Raw genomic sequence first — 15818 nt, forward strand, 5'->3', positions numbered from 1 at the left:
GCATGCGGGTCGGCTCGGGAGCGTGCTTGGCCCGCGGCACTTCCCTGGCCGGCGGGGCCTCCTCGGCTTGCGTCTGCTCGGGAGCCCGCGCTGCCGCGAAGGCCCGGGCCGGCCTCGACACGCGCTCCGGCCGGCCGAAACGCGCCCAGTCATCGAGCAGGGCGAGGAACGCGCCGAGGCCGAGGCCCGCCAGGAGGCCCATCACCATCAGCGTGCGCGCCGGCGGCGGGAAGCTGCGCATGATCGGCTTCGTCGCCGCGGAGACGACACGAGCATTGCCCATGTCGAGATAGGCCTGCTGGCCGGTCTCGCGCGAGCGGGTGAGGAAGGCCTCGTAGACCGAGCGGCTGGCCTCGGCCTCCCGCTCGAGCTCGCGCAGGCGGATGGAGGCCTGGGCGAGACCGACCGTGCGGCCCTTGGCCTGGTCGAAGTTCTTCTCCAGGGCCGATGCGGTGGCCCGCGCCTTGGCGAGGTCGGTCTGGGCCGCCTGGGCGAAGCGGGCGACCTCCTGGTCGATGGAGCGCCGCGCCTGGGCGACCTGCTTGACCATGGAGGTGACGGCGGGATGGCGTGGCCCGAGTTCGTTGGTGAGTTCGGCCTGTCGACGGGTGAGTTCCGCGTATTGGCCGCGCAGACCGGCCACCGTCTGCGAAGCGAGGACATCGTCCGTCGCCCCGGCATCCAGGCCGGCGCGGGCGATGCGCTGGCTCTGCTCGACGCGGGCCTGCGCCTCCACGACACGCGCGCGGGCGGCGGCGAGCTGCGCGTTGATCTGCGTCAGTTGCTGATCGCTGACGAGGGCGTCGCGGGTGCCCACGAGCCCGGTCTCGGCCCGGTAGGCCTGAACCCGGTTCTCGGCGGCGTTGAGGGCGTTGCGCAACTCGCCGAGGCGCGCGGTGAGGCCGGAATTGGCGCGGTTGGCCGCCTCCGTCCGGCTGGCGGCATCCTCGGCGAGGTAGGCCGCCACGACGGCATTGGCGAGGCGGGCGGCCTTCGCCGCGTCCCGAGACCAGACCGAGACGTCGATCACGTAGGTCCGGCCCGTCCGGCGCACGGAGAGGCGCTGCTGCAGCAGGGCGATCGCCGCATTCGCCTCGCCCTCGGCATCCGGCGGCGCGGCCGGGCTCCCGAGGCCCAGGGCGGCGGCGATCTTCGACACCATCCCGCCGGACGCGCCCGCGAACTCGTCGTCCTTGGTGAGGCCGGTGGCATCGACGGCCCGGCGCAACACGCTGCTGGAGGTGATGAGGCGGGTCTGGCTCTCCACCACGCTCTGATAGGCGTTGGAATCCTGGCCGCCGGTGGTCAGCTCGCGGGAGACCAGGTTCAGGTCGCGCGGGTCGATGTAGATCTGCGCCTCGGCGGTGTAGCGCGGGGTCAGCATCTTTCCCACGGCGAGGCCGAGACCCGCCAGAACGAGGGCGCAGGCGAGGATCCAGACGATACGACGGCGCAGGGCCGAGAACACGCCTCCGACGGACAGGCGATACGCGCTCCGCTCCGGCTCGGCCGCACCGGGCCTGCCGGATGCCGGGGGATCGTCGTAGACCAACATCAATCGCCTCCCAACATCGCGGAATTTCGACGGAAAACGGGGTCCGGCGCGCACCGGGATTGCCGACTGGACGATCCCGTTTCCATCCGCTCCTGTCCCGAGCCGGCACACTTCGCGGAGTGCGCGGCGGAATGCACGAGGGAATAGCAACCGCGAGTCCAGATTAGATTAAATTCTTACTCGACCATCAATGAATGCGTCACGACGCGAAACGATGATGAATCACGTCTTTACGCGGCCCGACCGAAACGGATGCGACGTCTTGACGACATGGTGTCGTCACCACGCCGGACGGGACGGAAAGCCCCCCGGATGCGGTCGGGATCACGGGTCGCGCGAGCCGCCCTCCGCGAGCCGCACCGAGACCTCGCTCGACGAACGGGATGCCTCCTCCATGGGGCACAGCTCCGCGGCGACACCACGCGCCCGCGCCATCCCTTGCGCGATCGAGACCACCGGAATGCCGCGCCGGCCGGCGGCCGCGAGGGTGGCCTCCAGCAGGCCGGGGGAGCAGCCATAGGGGCTCGCTCCCTCGGCGACGTCGTGACCGAAGAAGATGACCCAGCCGTTGCGGGCCACCGCCTCCTCCATCAGGCGGGCGAGGAGACCCGTGTCGAGGTAGCGGTCGAAGAGTGGGTTCGCGCGCAGGAAGTAGCGGTCGATGCGGCCGGTATTCACGCCCGGCATGATGCTGCGGCCCGACCCGTAGGTCCGGCTCAGCACGCGCTTTGCGGCCAGTGACGCATACCCGTAGGGAAAGGCGAAGTTCTCCAACGTCAGTCCGGGCAGGAGGGCGGCGAATGCGTCCCGGTTGCGCCCCATATCCGCGGCGAAGTCCCGCGCGTCGAGGGTGGGAACGAGGCTGTGGTCATGGGTGTGGCAGCCGATCTCGTGCCCGCGGCGATGGATCTCCGCCAAGGCCTCGACCCCGGCGACCCGCCAATGCTCGGTGGCGGTGCCGAGGAGGGTGCGGGAGACGTAGAACGTGCCCTTGGCGCCATGGGCGTCGAGGAGGGCGGCCCCTGTGCTGCAGGCCGTGTCCGGCACGTCGTCGAAGGTGATGCTCACCATCGGGCCGGACAGGCGGGGGAGCGCGGGCGCGGTCGGGACATGCCGCGACAGACGATGCGAGAGCCGCGCCCGCAGCGAGAGCCGGGCCTTGAGTTCGGTCGCGTCGCGATCGAGGATGGCGTCGGGGGTCATTGCGGCGTCGGATGCCCGGACCGCTTTCGCAGCACGAGATGATCGTCTCCGCGCCTCGGGTTGATGCGCCGTCCCGCCGCGAGGTTGGCCGGCCGAGGACGGCGCACCCGCGTCTCCGCGCCGAACCCGGCCTCGCCGGCCGGCATCTCCGTATCGTGGTGGAGATCGCCCAACGCGACCTGTCGCGCCATCGTGGCTGTGTCGTCCCGTGCCATGGCCTGCATGCGCCGTCTCTATTCCGTCTTGATGGGGCGAGACGGGAGCGAGGACTTCTGCGGGAGCATGGGAGGGGATCCGCCTTCCGGTAAAGTGCGTCGACCGTGCTCTCGCACATGACACGGCAAATCTTACTTTTCCAAGTACCGGGCGCGCGGAAACGTATTCGCACGCGTGCCGATCGTCTCCGTCCTTAATTCCCCCGCGAGCGCCCGGCCTCGGCAAGTCTAGGCGCGGGGGGGCCGCCTCATGCCGCTTCCGTCCGCCGATCGGGGCGCTCCGCTCCATCCCCGGCACGGAACGCGTCGAGACTCGCACGGATGGTGGCGAGCGGCGTCGATCCGAAGGACTGGATGCAGAAGGCCCGCTCCGTCGGGGTGGCGGCGTCCAGCATCGCGAGGATGTCGGCCCCGCTCAGGGCATCGTCGTCCCAATGGGTCCGGCAGAAGCTCTGCGCCGTCACCGCGTGCCGCTCCATGGCCGAGGGCGTGTTGGCGACGAAGGTGCCGTAGATCATGTATTCGGAGAAATGACGGTCCCGGCACAGGGCGGCGACCCAGCCATGGCCGGTCACCGCCTCGATCCGGTCGGTCATCGCGCGCGCCGTCGCCTGGTCCCAGATGATGATCTGGTCGATGTAATCGTCGGCGGGCACACTCTGGGGCTTGGTGCCGAGGAGCCGGCTCGCGGTGCCGAGCCATTGGATGTGGCGCGGTCGGTTGGCCACGACACCGCCGGGATGGACGTGGAACGGCGTCGGATTCGGCTCGGCCAAGGCGGCGAGGTCGAAGTCCCGGAAGAAGCAGACGTCGGAATCGATCAGACAGTAGCGCGCCTCCGGCAGCCTGCGCGTGGCCTCGATCTTGACGATCTGCTGGATGTGCCAGCCGCTGACCGGCTTACCGAACGGCGTGAGCCAGTAGCGGAGCCGGCGCCGACGCAGGAACGGGATCGGCTTGATCCACCACGGCAGGAACTGCGACTGCGGCAGGATCCGCCGGTCGGGACGTGCAAAGCGCGCGAACAACGCCACGTCCCTCTCGTCGACGAGGACGTAATGGCAGCCGCGCGACGCCGCGTGCCGATCGATGCTCTCGAACAGCAGGGCGCATCGTTCCAGATCGCCCCGGTGGCTGAGTGTGATCAGGCCCACCGTCTCGGCCCGATCCTGCTCGGCCCGGTCCTGCCCCGCGGATGCGACGGCACGGTCTCCGGTCTCGGCCTTCATGCCCATCTCCTTCGATCCGCCGCCCCTCATCGGGGGGACCCTGCGCCGGGAAGGGTGAAGGATTCCGTCATCGGAGGGCGCCTGTCTCGGGGTGTCGCGATCACGGTGCCGTGTTCCGCCATAAAAGTCCGTAGAGGGTCAGGAAGGAGAACGCGTAGATCGCGACATAGATCGCGTTCAGCCACAGACTCCACTGCGCCGGATCGGGCAGCGCCTTGAGGAGCAGGACGAAGGCCAGCGCCTTGAAGGCGATGAGGGCGGTGGTGACGCCCGCGCGCACCCCCAGTCGGCCGAAGGCGAAGAACAGTTCGCCCTGAAATTCGAGGAGATTGCGCACCGCCGGCACGGCGACGATGACGGTGAGCATGCCGTAGGCCGCCGAGACGTTCGGGCCGAGAAGGTCGGGCCGGATGTGCAGGACGGCGACCATGAAGACGAGGGCGCCCGTCGAGACGCAAGCCACCATCGCCTCCACCTTCAGGCATTCGCGCAAGGACGCGCGGGTGGCGCGGCCGGCCTGGATGAGCTTGCGCGAATACATCATGAACATCGGCCGCAGCGGCACGCCGGTGAGATCGATGAGTCGCATCGAGATGGCGTAGATGCCCGCCATGCGCTCGCCGGCCAGCGTCAGGACGATGAGCTTGTCGATCTCGCCCTGGGCCAGGAACATGAAGTAGGAGGCGGCGTAGAGGAGCCCGTCGCGCAGCCGGCCCTTGAGCAGCACCGCGCGGAACCGCATCCGCGTGCGCGGATGGAAGAGAAAGGCGAGGACGGTCACCGAGACCGCGTTGCCGACGAGATAGTAGAGCGCCCAGGTCTCGGCATCGCCACCGCCCGCGGCCCAGAACGCCACGGCGGCGGCGGCGCGAAATCCCACCGGAAGCGACACCACGGTGGCCGCGGCGGCGTAGCGGCCGAGTCCGTTGTTCACCTGGACGAGGAGCTCGATCTGGCGCCACAGCGCCACCTCGACCACGATGATCGCGAGATAGCCGGGCAGGGCGATCACGTTGCGGAACAGCAGGACGTAGAGGGCCAGCGAGAGGCCGAGCATGATCGGCAAGGCGAGCCCGAAACAGGCATAGTAGACGGCGAGATATCCTCCCATCGACGAGCGCCGGCCGGCGGCAGAGCGCATCACGAAGGATTGGAAGCCGAAGCCCGCCAGACAGCCGATCATCACGCCCGCCGCCGAGACGGAGGCGAAGACGCCCATCTCCGCGAGGCTCAGCGTGTTGGCGAGAACCAGGAAGTAGATCATCTGGAGCGCGAGGCGCCCGCCGGCGCCGGCCAGGAGCTGGCCGTAGCCGATCAGCACGGTGCGGTGGGTCGACCATGCGCCGGCCACGAGGCGCAAGGGCGCGAGGCGTAGGCTCCCGAGGCGGCGTCCCGCGCCGGGTGTCGGATTTCGGGACGATTGGGCGGTCATGGCCGATGCATCCGCAGAGCCCGTGCCACGAAACGGGGCAGGAGGAGGGCCGGCCTCGCCCGAGGCGGGCGGGTCGGAACGAGGCGCCGTCGAGTTCTGGCGCTAAGGTGCATGGTTCGATCGCCGGGCGGCGGACGGCATGCCGCACCGATCGAACGTATCGGGACGTCTATTATCTCATGTGCGGACCCGAACTTGCAAAATCCTTCGCCATGCCCCGGCGGAGTGTGCCGTTTTGGACGTTTCCCACCCGTCGCGAGGTTTCGGCATGAGACAGGGCTTTCCCCATCGCCGGTCCATCCTCAAGGGAGCCCTGGGCGGCGTGCTTGGCGCGGGAGGCATCCTGCACGACCGTCCGGTCCTCGCCGCTCCGCGAAAGACGATCCCGTTCGGCGCCGCCGTCCGGGGGGACGCGCTCATGGCGGATGCCGGCTACGGTGCCGCCCTCGCGGAGAGGTGCCGCCTGCTGGTGCCGGAGGGCGCCCTGAAATGGCCGGTCCTGCGGCCGAACCGGGAGACGTTCGATTTCGGCGACGCCGACCGGATCGCCACCTTCGCCCGCCGCAACGGGCTCGGCCTGCGCGGCCATACCCTGGCCTGGTATGGCGGAATGCCGGCCTGGGCGGAGGCGATCACCAGCCGGGTCGAGGCGGAATGGGTGCTGACCGGCCATATCGAGACTGTGGTGTCCCGCTATCGCGGCTTCATCGGTTCGTGGGACGTGGTGAACGAGCCGATGCCCGACGATCCGGCCTCGCCGCAGGACCTGCGCTCCTTCGTCTGGACGAAGACTCTCGGGGCAGAATACATCCCGATCGCCTTCAAGGCCGCCCACGCGGCCGATCCCGCGGCCCGGCTCGTCCTCAACGAATACGACATCGAGTATGTCGGCCCGCGCTTCGCCATGCGGCGCGCCGGCATCCTCGCCATCGCGCGCTCCCTTCTCGACCGGGGCATCCCGATCCACGCCATCGGCCTGCAAGCGCACCTGTTCGCCGACCGGGAGATCGACCGGGACGGCCTTCAGGGCTTCCTGCGGGAGATCGCGGCGATGAAGCTCGACGTCCTGATCACCGAGCTCGACGTGATCGATGTCGGCCTGCCGACGGACGTCGCCATCCGCGACGAGATCATCGCGCGGAAAGCGGCCGACTTCCTCCGGATCGTGGATGAGGTGATACCACCGAGCGAGGTCCTTACCTGGGGTATTACGGATCGTTATACCTGGGTCCCGATATACTTCACCCGTCCCGACGGCACGGCGAACCGGCCGCTCCCCCTGGATTCCGATCTGAGGCCCAAGCCGCTGATGAATGTGATTGAGCGCTTCACCGGAAGCGCGTCGTAATGGCGCGCGCCAATCCTTTCGACGCGGTGGTCTGCGTCCCGACCTTCAAACGGCCGGAGCACCTCGTCCAGACCCTCGCCTCCCTGGCGCGCCAGCGGACCGGCCTCCGCTTCGCCGTCGTGGTGGTGGACAACGACGGCGCGTCGCAGGCCGGCTTGGCGGCCGCCGAAGCGGTGTTCGCGAAGGGACCGCTCCAGGGCCAATGCGTGGTCGAGCAGCGCCAGGGCAATTGCTCGGCGATCAACCGTGCCTTCACCACTGCCCTCGCGGCCTATCCCGACACCCGTTATTTCCTGATGATCGACGACGACGAGCTGGCACAGCCCGACTGGCTGGAGCGCATGGTGGCCACGGCGCAACGCACGGGAGCCGGCATCGTCGGCGGCCCGGTGATCCCCCGCTTCCAACCGGGAACACGGCCCGGCCTCGACACCCACCCCGCCTTCGCCCCCGCCTATGACAAGAGCGGGCCGGTTCCGATGATCTACGGCAGCGGCAATTGCCTGATCACGCGGCGCACCTTCGCGCTGATGGGAGCTCCGCCCTTCGACACGAGCTACAATTTCCTCGGCGGCGGCGACACCGACTTCTTCACCCGTGCCCGCCGCTCCGGCGTGACCTTCTACTGGGAGGCGGATGCGGTCATCACCGAGACGGTGCCTCTCGCCCGCACGCGGACGGGATGGCTCGCCGCACGCGGCCTGCGGATCGGCGCCATCAATTACCGGATCGAGCGCAAGCATGCGCAGGGCAGTCTGGGCCTCGTGACCCTGGCCGGCAAATCCTTCGCCATCTTCGGGGTCTCGTTCGGACGCGCCATCCTCAATCTGGTGCGGACACGGGAACCCACCATCGCCTTGCACCCGATCCTCGTGGCCCTCGGACGCTGCTTCGCGGCCCTGGGCATCGAGCCGCAGCCCTACCGCGTCAGCACCCCGCGCCTGCGGACGCGCGGGAAATGAGGGAGGCGGGTCGATGAAGACGGGGGCGATCGGAGTGCCGGCATCGGAGGCCGCGACGGGCGGATGGCGCCGCCTGCAGGCGGTACTCGCGGACACGCCCGCCATCCTCATCGCGCGCAAGGTCGTCTTCCTCGCTGTCCTGCTGCTCAGCTGGATCTCGCTCAAACCGTTCCAGGATCTCAGCAATCCGGACGTTCTGGAACTCGCCACGGGGCGGGAGGGGCTCACCTATGCGGGCTTCGGCCTGTTCGCGCTGCTGTGCCTCGCCCTGACGCTCCCGGCTCACGCCAAAGCCTTGCGCGGCTTCGCCTCGCCCTGGTTCCTGGCGCTCGGAGCCTGGCTCGCCGTGAACGTCGTGCTGTCGCAGGATCCCGTGACGTCGGCCAAGCGCCTGACCCTCGCGGGCTCCGTGATGCTGGCAGCCGCCTGCCTGCCCCTGCTGGCGCGGTCGAGGACCGATCTGCGCAACCTCCTGGCCATCGCCTCCTTGCTGCTGCTGGGCGCCTGCTATCTCGGTATGCTGCTCGTACCGGACCTCGCCATCCATCAGGCGAAGGACGTGGGGGAGCCCATGCTCGCGGGCAATTGGCGCGGCGTGTTCGGCCATAAGAACAGTGCGGCGGCGGTCATGGCCATGCTGGTCTTCATCGGCATCGCCGTGGCGCGTTCGGGGCTCGCGACGGTGGGCCTCGTCATCGTCGCCCTGTCGGTGCTGTTCCTCCTCGGCTCGGAAGGCAAGAGCGCGACGGCGCTCCTGGTGGCGGTGCTGGCGATCACGGGGCTGTTCGGCGTCATCCGTTCGTTCGCGGGCCGAATCCTCCTCACTCTGGTTCCGCTCTTCACGATCAACCTGTTCAGCGTCGGTACGGTGGTGAGCGAGCCCCTCGCCGCCGTCGTGCGGGCTCTGCCCGTGGATTCCACTTTCACCGGTCGGACCGATGTGTGGCAGTTCGCCATCGCGGCCCTTACGGCGCGTCCGCTCACCGGCTACGGCTTCTCGGCATTCTGGAACAACGTCACCGTGCGCGCGGCGTCAGACGACGGGTCGAGCTGGGCCGGATACGCCTCGCACAGCCACAACAGCTATCTCGACACCGCCGTCACCCTGGGCCTGCCCGGCCTCGTTCTCGTTCTCGCGATCTTCGTCGCCGCCCCCCTGCGGGACGTGATGAGGATCGAGGCGAACGGCCGGGCCGACCCGCTGGTGACGATGTTCGTGCAGGTCTGGCTCTTCGGCCTGCTGCTCTCCTGCATGGAGAGCTTCTTCTTCGATGGAGGAGACCCGGTCTGGGTCACCTTCCTGATCTCCGTCTTCGGCCTGCGCTACCTCGCCCGTTTCCGCAGCGCGTGAGACGCCCCACGTTCGGGATGGCGCCCTCAGAACTCGATGATTCCGACGGCCCAGCCGCCGAGGGTCATCAGCAGGCCGCACCAGAGCACGGTCGCCACGCAGCCGACGACCAGCCCGCCGACCGCCCAGTGTCCGGACCAGCCGGACCTGCTCGTTTCCGGAACGCCGCTTGGGTCAGATTGGGTCATGACGCGTCTCCTTGCCCTTCGATCGCTGCGAAAGGGCAAGGTTCGCACCCCCGGACCATCAGCCGAGGGCATCCCTCAGGCTGCTGGCGGCATCGGCGAACCAGACCCGGCGATCGAGGGCGGGGGGCAGAGTCGGCCGTGCCGACGCGGCCAGGGCGAGATCGGCATAGGCCTCCGGTCCGGCGCCGCCCGGGGCGAGGACGATGGCCCCGCCGGACAGGAGCGCACGGAAGCGCGGATGGTGATCGAACTCGTCCGCGCGGGCCGGCTCGGTGACGATGACCGGGCGTCCGGCCTGGACGCAGGCCAGGATGCTGGCGCGGCGCGCGGTGAGCCCCTCGGGGAGGACGTAGACGAAGGCATCGACCTCGTCGAACAGGCCGAACAGCTCCTCCGGCGAGGCGACGTAGCCGGAGACCACGACGGTCTCGGCGAGGCCGAGCGCCGCGACCTTGGCGCGGAAAATCTCCTCGATCCCGTCCGAGGCGCGGATGAACGAACCGATGAAGACGACGAGCGGGTCGGCGCCGCGGGCCTTCAGGCTGGCGGCGATGTCGAGGATCGCCTCCGGCTGCTTGCCCGGATAGATCGAGCCGAAATGACCGACCACGAGACGGCCCTGCTCGCGGGCGGCGCGCATCCGCTCGGACAGGGCGCTCGGCACGCTGATTTCGGGCCGCGTGATGTTCGGGGGCAGGGGCATCATCACCGCCCGCCGGGCGAGACGGCCGATCACCGGATCGGCGGCGAGCTCGTCCCGGACCTGGGGCGACAGGAGGACGATCGTGTCCGCGAGGAGGAGAAGCGGCCTCAGCACGAGACGGCGCAGGCGGTGCAGGCTGCCCCATTCGTGCAGGATCGCGACCCGTCGCCGGCCTCGCAGAAGCGCGATGGCGAAAGCGGAAGGCGGCCCGGAGAACGCCCGCTTCCAGGCGACCACGGGCAGGTTGGCGACGACCGCGCGGCTCTTCCCCACGGCGCGCCAGATCTGGCCGAGCGGCACGCGGCCCGGCGCGAGCACGAGGGTCTCCTGAGGCCGGCCCTGAAGCCCGAGCGCCTCCACCAGCTGGCCCGCGAAATCGCCGACCCCGCAGGGCGGATGCCCCGTTCCCATGAGATGGAGGCAAGGGGAGGGCGCCTTCGTGTCTCCCGGTCCAGGGCGTTGCGTCATGCGGCGAGATTCCGGAAGAATATGTGGCCGGGGGGGGGCCTAGCAGACCATCGCTTGCGAAAGGCTTTCGCCCGAGCGGTTTAAAGCGCTCGATCCGCCCGCCGACGGCGCTTCTACGAGGAGCACGACACCGTATTCACGCGGCCCGCGCAGAAATCCTGTCCCGGCGGCACCGCGAATGCAAAGATTCCATCTCAGTCGGATATGATGTCCGGAAATGGATCGCCCCTGTCCCGCAGGGGGACCGACCCACCTCGTCTGAAGAGCAGCGGGACACGATACGGATTGACCGTAGCCATGAACGACCCGATCTTCACCTCCTGGGACGAGACCCACAGCGCCCTCTGGGGCCATCAGCCCCTGCGGCTCCAGCATCGGCTGCACCAATCCCCCCTGTTCTCGCGGGAGGCCCTGGCCGACCTGATCGACACCTATCCGCGCGACCGGTACAGCCTCGTCCATATGGGCGCGCCCGGTCAGCGCAAGTTCTGGCGCGAGGGCGAAACCGGGGGACTTCCCGGCGCGCAGGTGATCGAGTCCATCGCCCAGGGGCGGATGTGGCTCAACCTGCGCAATGTCGAGACCGTCGACCGGCGCTACCGCGACACGCTCGACGCCATGTTCGAGGAGCTGGCCCGGCGCGTTCCCGGCTTCTCGCCGGCGAAATCCACCTGCGGCATCCTGATCTCGTCGCCCAACGCCCAGGTCTATTACCATGCCGACCTGCCGGGGCAGCACCTGTGGCAGATCATCGGCGCCAAGCGGGTCTACGTCTATCCCTCGACCCCGCCCTTCGTGACGCCGAGGCATCTCGAGGACATCGCCCTGTTCGATGTGGAGGTCGATATGCCCTACGCCCCCTGGTACGACGCCCATGCCCAGGTGATGGAGCTGTCGCCCGGCCAGATGCTGAGCTGGCCCCTCAACGCGCCGCACCGGGTCGAGAACCTCGACTGCCTCAACGTGTCGATGACGGTCTCCTTCGTGGACGAGCCGATCCGCCGCAAGCAGATCGTCAACCTCGCCAACGGCATGCTGCGCCATCGCTTCGGCCGCGAACCGGCGAGCCACGCCATCACCGGGCCGGGCTACTGGTCGAAGGCGGTGATGCAGAAGCTGCTGCGTGACGGCGCCTGGGTGAAGAAGGAGCGCGCGGCCCGCCGCGCCGTCGATTTCCGCCTCGATGCGGCCCGTCCGGGCCAGATCCTCGAACTCTCCGCTCCGGCGTGAGCGGGACGGCGCTCCCGGCCCATCGCCGGGGCATCGCGCCATCGGGAACCGGCGCGTCCGGAGCGCGGAGCTATGACGTGGCGATCGCATCCGACTGGACGGAGTGCGTGCCCGGATGGACGGGTGCGCCGACGCCGTTCCAGGATCCGGTCTGGATCGAGACCTGGTACGAATCGCTCCACGCCCGCGCCGGGCTGACGCCCCTCCTGGTGACGGCGCGGGACAGGGCGACGGGCGCGCTCGCGCTGCATCTTCCCCTCGTGATCGACGAGACGGGGACCCGCCGCATCATCGCCTTCGCCGATCTCGGCCTCACCGATTACAACGCGCCGCTTCTCGGCCCAGCGGCTCCGAGGGACCATGCCGGCGCCCTGGAGCTATGGCGGGCGATCCGCTCCGCGCTGCCCCGCGCCGACCTTCTCTCCCTGCGCAAGATGCCGACGACCTTGGCCGACGGGCCCAATCCGCTGTCCCTCCTCAGGGGCGTGTGCCCGTGCCCGCTCAACGGCAACGAGGTCAGGACGGGCGCGGATTGGGAGGCCTATCATCGCAGCCTCGCCAAGACCGTGCGCAAGGAGCTGGAGCGAAGCTGGCGGGTGTTCTCCCGCGAGCCCGAGACGGGTTTCCGCATCGTCACCGACCAGGACGAGGCCCAGCGGGTCCTGGAGGTGATGGCGCGCCAGCAGGAGGCGCGCATGCGCAGCATCGGCGCCGATTACCGCCTCGACGAGGCCGAGTTCGACGCGTTCTACCGTCGCCTGGTCGGACGGGGCCTCGGCCGCGGCTATGCCGTCGTCAGCGCCCTGATGGCGGGAGACGAGGTCGTCGCCGCGCTGCTCGGCATCCGCGATGCCGACACCTACGTCATGATCCGCATCAGCAATGCCGGGGAGGGGTGGTCGAACTGCTCGCCGGGCCGCCTCGTGATCGACAAGACCATGGAGGCCCTCCACCGAGAGGGCTGCCGCTCGTTCGATTTCAGCATCGGCGACTACGATTACAAACGCCGTTTCGGGGTCGAGCCCCTGCCGCTGGTGGACCTCGTCGCGCCGCTCGGCTGGCGCGGCCTGACGGGCGCGGCGCGGGCGAGGATGGTCGCGACCCTGCGCCGCTATCCCGCCCTCGACAGGCGGGTGCGGGACATCGCCTGCCGGGGCATCCTGCTCTGGCGCAAGCGCCGTTCGTGAGGGCGGCGGCTTCCCAGCATGGTCGTTGCCTAGCTCGGCAAAAACCAGAACCCTTTTCTCCCGCCGCTGCTGTATTCCAACACCGTGCTTTCATCGGCCGGACGGAGACAGCCCCGCATGAGCCAACCTCGTCGCCTGCATCTCGGCGCCTTCATGCGGCCGATCGGCATCCACACCGCGTGGTGGCGCTATCCCGGCGGATATCCGGACGCGAATTTCAGCTTTCCCCATCTCAAGCGCTTCGCCCAGCGCCTGGAGGCGGCCAAGTTCGATGCGTTCTTCATGGCCGACCATCTGGCGGTGATGAACATGCCCATGGCCGCGCTGAAGCGCAGCGCCACCGTGACCTCCTTCGACCCGATGACCCTGCTGCCGGCCCTCGCCGCCGTCACCGAGCGGATCGGGCTCATCGCCACGGCCTCCACCACCTATAACGAGCCCTATCATGTGGCCCGGAAGTTCGCCTCCCTCGACCATATCTCCAACGGCCGCGCCGGCTGGAACCTCGTCACCTCCGGCAACCCGGACGAGGCCCTGAATTTCGGCCGGGACGCCCATCTCGACCATGCGGTCCGGTATGCCCGCGCCCGCGAGTTCTTCGACGTGGTCACCGGCCTGTGGGATTCCTGGGCCGACGACGCCTTCATCCGCGACGTGGAGGAGGGGGTCTATTTCGACCCCGACAAACTCCATGTCCTCGACCATGCCGGCGAGTTCCTGAAGGTGAAGGGGCCGCTCAACATCGCCCGCCCGGTCCAGGGCTGGCCGGTGATCGTGCAGGCGGGGGCATCGGAGGCCGGACGCCAGATCGCCGCCGAGACCGCCGAGATGGTGTTCGGCGCCGGCTCGAAACTCGCCGCCGCCCAGGAGTTCTACGCCGACGTGAAAGGCAGGATGCCCGCCGCCGGCCGCGATCCCGACCATCTCAAGATCCTGCCCGGCGCCTTCATCGTCCTCGGCACGACACGCGACGAAGCCGAAGCCAAGAAGGCCCGGCTCGATGCGCTCGTGCCCACGGACAGCGGCATCGCCAACCTCTCGGTGCGCCTCGGCGTCGATGCCTCGGGCTTCGACCTCGACGCGCCCCTGCCCGATCTCCCGGAGACCAATGCCAGCAAGAGCGCCCAGGCCCAGATCGTCGGCTATGCCCGGAAGACCGGGGCCACGGTGCGCGCGCTCGCCCAGCGGGTCGGCGGCTATGGCGGGCTCACCATGGTGGGGACGCCGGCCGAGGTGGCCGACCAGATGGAGGAATGGCTCGTGACGCGGGCCTGCGACGGGTTCAACGTCATGTTCCCCTTCGTGCCGGAAGGCCTCGACGACGTGGTCGATACCCTGGTGCCGGAACTCCAGCGGCGGGGCCTGTTCCGCACCGAATACGAGGGCACGACCTTGCGCGACCATCTCGGCCTGCCGCGCCCGGCCAACCAGTTCTTCCCGGCCTGACGGACGGGCCGCCCTCCGACCGGGGAGGGCGGCGTTCTCGGGTCAGGCGGCGCGGCGGTTGACCTGGCTCTCGGCCAAACGTGTCAGGCGCTCGTCGGTGGCGCGCTCCTCGTCCAGGGTCTGCTGCAGCACGCCGGCGCAATCGTCCCGGCCGAGCTGCTTGGCCCAGGCCACGAGGGTGCCGTAGCGCGTGATCTCGTAATGCTCCACCGCCTGGGCGGAGGCGATGAGGGCGGCATCGAGAACCTGCTTGTCGCCGATCTCTCCGGAAACCTCGTTGGTCTCCTTGATGATGCCGTCGATGGCCGGGCAGGTCACCGCCTTCGGCGTATGACCATGCATCTTGAAGACCCTCTCCAGGCGCTCGATCTGGCCTTCGGTTTCCTTGAGGTGCTTCTCGAACCCGCTCTTGAGTTCGGGAGCGGTCGCCTTGGCGATCATCTTCGGCAGCGCCTTGGTGATCTGATTCTCGGCGTAATAGATGTCCTGCAGGGTGTGCACGAACAGGTCGTCGAGAGTCTGGATGTCCTTGGTGAAAATGCCCATGGCTCGTTCCTCCGTGAGTGAATTCGTGACGCATCGGACAGGCCGCGGCGCGCTTTCATCGACGATGGCCTTGATCGTGACCCCGCAATTATTTTTGCACGGCAAAGCTCGATCCAGGTGACATCATGATTTCGTCGCGCGCTTGCTAGGACGGATCAAGAGATCCACGCCGCGATGGTTCCGGACCACATGAGGCGGCGGAGGTCGGGATTCGTCTCGCCGCGGCGATGGACCGCGCCCCTTTCACGGACGTCGGGCGCCGGGCGGGAGAACCGGATCGGCCCGGGGCAGGGGAGCGGCTGAGGAGCCGAACCGCGGCAGCGCACCATCGTTCGACGCATGAAACAAATTAAGGCATGCTCGAATTACCGGCATGTACTGTTTTTCGTACGTTTAGCCGGTGCAAATATCAGACACCGCTCATATCATCACGAGACGTCGGGGGCATGAACGCCCAGCAGCCATCGGAGACGTCGAACCATGACTTTGAGCCCACCTCGGAATTCGGCCGAAATCTTCACTTTCGTGCCCAGAAAGAACGCATCACCCGCACGTGCCTATTCGACGGGCATGCGGAAGGGCGTCAACGCCGTGGTGGAGCTCGCAGGGCGCATGTCGCAGCCGACGGCGTTGCCAAGGATGGATTTCGGCGACAGCTGGTACCATGCCGAGGCGATCCTTGAGGATGGCCGCAGCCGGAAGCTCTGACGGGCGCCACGCATCACGGGACCACACATCACGGGACATGGTATCGC

Annotated in this window: 15 protein-coding genes; 7 read left to right on the top strand and 8 right to left on the bottom strand. The window is 68.6% G+C overall.

From position 1 onward, the window contains the following. The 5 genes from FV220_RS10590 to FV220_RS10610 form a co-directional block, all read right to left on the bottom strand. Positions 1 to 1555, bottom strand: a 1555-nt coding sequence (locus FV220_RS10590) for a GumC family protein (protein WP_147831246.1), incomplete at its 3' end; no start/stop codon positions are given. A gap of 324 nt (positions 1556 to 1879) precedes the next feature. Then, the gene (locus FV220_RS10595; protein ID WP_056141810.1) at positions 1880 to 2758 is read right to left on the bottom strand and encodes a polysaccharide deacetylase family protein; all 879 of its coding nucleotides are present in this window, start codon (positions 2756 to 2758) and stop codon (positions 1880 to 1882) included. After that, the gene (locus FV220_RS25470; RefSeq protein WP_056141808.1) at positions 2755 to 2982 is read right to left on the bottom strand and encodes a hypothetical protein; all 228 of its coding nucleotides are present in this window, start codon (positions 2980 to 2982) and stop codon (positions 2755 to 2757) included. Before FV220_RS25470 ends, FV220_RS10595 begins: the two co-directional genes overlap by 4 nt. Before the next feature lie 239 nt (positions 2983 to 3221). Next, positions 3222 to 4202 (bottom strand): DUF6492 family protein, encoded by a 981-nt coding sequence (locus FV220_RS10605; RefSeq protein WP_238254152.1) that lies wholly within the window; start codon positions 4200 to 4202, stop codon positions 3222 to 3224. A 100-nt stretch (positions 4203 to 4302) separates the two neighbouring features. After that, positions 4303 to 5634, bottom strand: a complete 1332-nt coding sequence (locus FV220_RS10610; protein ID WP_147831249.1) for a hypothetical protein — start codon at positions 5632 to 5634, stop codon at positions 4303 to 4305. A 268-nt stretch (positions 5635 to 5902) separates the two neighbouring features. On the opposite strand from FV220_RS10610, the gene FV220_RS10615 reads away from it, so the two are divergent. From FV220_RS10615 to FV220_RS10625, 3 genes are read left to right on the top strand one after another with little or no spacing between them, the layout of a single operon-like run. Then, positions 5903 to 6982, top strand: coding sequence for an endo-1,4-beta-xylanase (locus tag FV220_RS10615; protein ID WP_056141799.1), 1080 nt, complete (start codon positions 5903 to 5905; stop codon positions 6980 to 6982). Then, the gene (locus FV220_RS10620) at positions 6982 to 7944 is read left to right on the top strand and encodes a glycosyltransferase family 2 protein (protein ID WP_147831251.1); all 963 of its coding nucleotides are present in this window, start codon (positions 6982 to 6984) and stop codon (positions 7942 to 7944) included. The genes FV220_RS10615 and FV220_RS10620 overlap by 1 nt, the downstream gene beginning before the upstream one ends. 13 nt (positions 7945 to 7957) lie before the next feature. Next, positions 7958 to 9295 carry an O-antigen ligase gene (locus FV220_RS10625; protein ID WP_147831253.1) on the top strand — a complete coding sequence of 446 codons (1338 nt, stop codon included), beginning with the start codon at positions 7958 to 7960 and terminating at the stop codon, positions 9293 to 9295. Positions 9296 to 9321: 26 nt separating this feature from the next. Here the strand turns inward: FV220_RS10625 and FV220_RS25475 are convergent, their stop codons facing one another. Next, on the bottom strand, positions 9322 to 9483 hold the full coding sequence (locus tag FV220_RS25475; RefSeq protein WP_018043782.1) for a hypothetical protein: 162 nt from the start codon (positions 9481 to 9483) through the stop codon (positions 9322 to 9324). 58 nt (positions 9484 to 9541) lie between these two features. Continuing rightward, a complete protein-coding gene (locus FV220_RS10630; protein WP_238254151.1) occupies positions 9542 to 10654 on the bottom strand; it encodes a hypothetical protein in 1113 nt (370 codons plus the stop codon). Between the two features lie 297 nt (positions 10655 to 10951). On the opposite strand from FV220_RS10630, the gene FV220_RS10635 reads away from it, so the two are divergent. From FV220_RS10635 to FV220_RS10645, 3 genes are all read left to right on the top strand, one after another. Continuing rightward, positions 10952 to 11884: a hypothetical protein gene (locus tag FV220_RS10635; protein WP_056141782.1), complete on the top strand. Its 933-nt coding sequence runs from the start codon at positions 10952 to 10954 to the stop codon at positions 11882 to 11884. 77 nt (positions 11885 to 11961) lie between these two features. Next, positions 11962 to 13071, top strand: a complete 1110-nt coding sequence (locus tag FV220_RS10640) for a GNAT family N-acetyltransferase (RefSeq protein ID WP_238254150.1) — start codon at positions 11962 to 11964, stop codon at positions 13069 to 13071. Between the two features lie 117 nt (positions 13072 to 13188). Further along, on the top strand, positions 13189 to 14517 hold the full coding sequence (locus FV220_RS10645; protein WP_147831257.1) for an LLM class flavin-dependent oxidoreductase: 1329 nt from the start codon (positions 13189 to 13191) through the stop codon (positions 14515 to 14517). Between the two features lie 42 nt (positions 14518 to 14559). On the opposite strand, the gene FV220_RS10650 is transcribed toward FV220_RS10645, so the two are convergent. Further along, on the bottom strand, positions 14560 to 15063 hold the full coding sequence (locus tag FV220_RS10650; protein WP_018043776.1) for a ferritin-like domain-containing protein: 504 nt from the start codon (positions 15061 to 15063) through the stop codon (positions 14560 to 14562). Between the two features lie 525 nt (positions 15064 to 15588). On the opposite strand from FV220_RS10650, the gene FV220_RS10655 reads away from it, so the two are divergent. Further along, on the top strand, positions 15589 to 15771 hold the full coding sequence (locus FV220_RS10655; RefSeq protein ID WP_147831259.1) for a hypothetical protein: 183 nt from the start codon (positions 15589 to 15591) through the stop codon (positions 15769 to 15771). Positions 15772 to 15818: the final 47 nt, after the last annotated feature.

The sequence above is a fragment of the Methylobacterium sp. WL19 genome (genome assembly GCF_008040005.1).
In the GTDB taxonomy this organism is placed as follows: domain Bacteria; phylum Pseudomonadota; class Alphaproteobacteria; order Rhizobiales; family Beijerinckiaceae; genus Methylobacterium; species Methylobacterium bullatum.

What these genes read in the sequence shown, in the direction of transcription:
- FV220_RS10595 (WP_056141810.1), bottom strand. Translation starts at nt 2,758, where the DNA reads ATGACCCCCGACGCCATCCTCGATCGCGACGCGACCGAACTCAAGGCC.
- FV220_RS25470 (WP_056141808.1), bottom strand. Translation starts at nt 2,982, where the DNA reads ATGCAGGCCATGGCACGGGACGACACAGCCACGATGGCGCGACAGGTC.
- FV220_RS10605 (WP_238254152.1), bottom strand. Translation starts at nt 4,202, where the DNA reads ATGAAGGCCGAGACCGGAGACCGTGCCGTCGCATCCGCGGGGCAGGAC.
- FV220_RS10610 (WP_147831249.1), bottom strand. Translation starts at nt 5,634, where the DNA reads ATGACCGCCCAATCGTCCCGAAATCCGACACCCGGCGCGGGACGCCGC.
- FV220_RS10615 (WP_056141799.1), top strand. Translation starts at nt 5,903, where the DNA reads ATGAGACAGGGCTTTCCCCATCGCCGGTCCATCCTCAAGGGAGCCCTG.
- FV220_RS10620 (WP_147831251.1), top strand. Translation starts at nt 6,982, where the DNA reads ATGGCGCGCGCCAATCCTTTCGACGCGGTGGTCTGCGTCCCGACCTTC.
- FV220_RS10625 (WP_147831253.1), top strand. Translation starts at nt 7,958, where the DNA reads ATGAAGACGGGGGCGATCGGAGTGCCGGCATCGGAGGCCGCGACGGGC.
- FV220_RS25475 (WP_018043782.1), bottom strand. Translation starts at nt 9,483, where the DNA reads ATGACCCAATCTGACCCAAGCGGCGTTCCGGAAACGAGCAGGTCCGGC.
- FV220_RS10630 (WP_238254151.1), bottom strand. Translation starts at nt 10,654, where the DNA reads ATGACGCAACGCCCTGGACCGGGAGACACGAAGGCGCCCTCCCCTTGC.
- FV220_RS10635 (WP_056141782.1), top strand. Translation starts at nt 10,952, where the DNA reads ATGAACGACCCGATCTTCACCTCCTGGGACGAGACCCACAGCGCCCTC.
- FV220_RS10645 (WP_147831257.1), top strand. Translation starts at nt 13,189, where the DNA reads ATGAGCCAACCTCGTCGCCTGCATCTCGGCGCCTTCATGCGGCCGATC.
- FV220_RS10650 (WP_018043776.1), bottom strand. Translation starts at nt 15,063, where the DNA reads ATGGGCATTTTCACCAAGGACATCCAGACTCTCGACGACCTGTTCGTG.